Origin of the sequence: Corallococcus carmarthensis, from assembly GCF_003611695.1 — a bacterium.
In the GTDB taxonomy this organism is placed as follows: Bacteria; Myxococcota; Myxococcia; order Myxococcales; family Myxococcaceae; genus Corallococcus; species Corallococcus carmarthensis.
The window spans coordinates 1-1,314 of sequence record NZ_RAWE01000452.1; the positions used below are offsets into that span (position 1 = coordinate 1).

Here is a 1,314-nt window from a genome sequence, read left to right on the forward strand (position 1 = left end):
GGGCGGAGTCGGGCGTGGGGGGCCACTCGTGAAGTGGGCCTGGGCGTGGGTGTTGGGCTGCATGCTGCTGGGGGCGGGGCGCGCGGATGCCGCCAGCCCGCGCATGCAATACGTGGGGGTGGTCAACCTGAATGAAGCCACGGCGGCGGAGCTGGACCTGCTGCCGGGCGTGGGTGAGAAGGCGGCGCAGCGCATCCTCGAGCACCGCAAGAAGCGGCCCTTCGGTCGCGTCGAGGAGCTGGTCCGGGTCAAGGGCTTCGGCAAGAAGAAGTTCCTCAAGCTGAGGGCCCACCTGGCCCTCAGCGGCCCCACGACGCTCAAGAAGGAGCAGGTCCCCGCCTCCCCGCCGCCGGGAAGGGAGGGACCCGTTACGAACCCATGACAAACACAACCATCGGTTGAGTCAGGCTCATGGGGCCGCCCTCCCCGGGCTCCGGCATGCCCGGGGGGCGGCGGCCCTTCTTTCCAGGGATGACACAGCCAGCCAGCCTCCAGCGCAGGGGGAGGCCCCTCGCGTCATCGCTGCCCTCCATGGCCCCCGGGCGGGCGGCCCCGTCCGCCTCCGAGCACCCATTCCGGATTTTGCTGGAACCCCCAAGCCGACGCGCTAGGACACGCCCAGCTTTGGAACACATCGGAAAGACAGGGAGGCCGGAGTTGAAGGAGGATGCGCCCATGAAGGACACACAAGCCCCGGAGTCGATAACAGGCCCGGACGGCAGCAAGTCCCGGGGATCGCAGCAGCAGCTGGGCGAGGTGCTGGAGTTCATGCGCCTCTTGTGGGCCGTCGACCACGGTCTGCAATCCACGTCCAAGCGGATGGAGTCCACGCTGGGACTCACCGGTCCGCAGCGGCTGGTCATCCGGCTCGTCGGACGCTTCCCGGGCATCACCGCTGGAGCGCTCGCCAACATCCTCCACGTGCACCCCAGCACGCTCACCGGAGTGCTCAAGCGCCTGGAGAAGCGCGGCCTGCTGGAGCGCAAGTCGGATCCGCTCGACGGCCGCAAGGCGCTCTTCGCGCTCACCGACTCCGGCCGTGCGCTGGACGTCCCGTCCGAGGGTACCGTCGAATCCGCCGTGCAGCGCGTGCTCGCCCGTCTGCCCCGCGACCGCATCGTCCTCACCCAGGGAGTGCTCACGGCGCTCGCCGAGGAGCTGGGCGGCCTCTCCGCGCCCATGGAGGACGCTCCGGCGGCCTCCCACACCACCCCTACCGCCGAAGGCTGAGCGCGCCCCCCTGCCCTCCCACCGTCCTCACGGGACGGGGAGGGCAGGGGGGCGCGCTCAGCCTTCGGCGGTAGGGGTGGTGTG

The 1,314-nt window shown here is 70.5% G+C and carries 2 protein-coding genes; both read left to right on the forward strand.

The window, feature by feature from the left end:
- Positions 1–61: 61 nt before the first annotated feature.
- On the forward strand, positions 62–382 hold the full coding sequence (locus tag D7X32_RS44380) for a ComEA family DNA-binding protein (RefSeq protein WP_171450226.1): 321 nt from the start codon (positions 62–64) through the stop codon (positions 380–382).
- Positions 383–675: 293 nt separating this feature from the next.
- Entirely contained in the window at positions 676–1,230 is a 555-nt protein-coding gene (locus tag D7X32_RS44385) for a MarR family winged helix-turn-helix transcriptional regulator (RefSeq protein WP_120608474.1), read from the forward strand.
- The last annotated feature ends 84 nt before the right edge of the window (positions 1,231–1,314 follow it).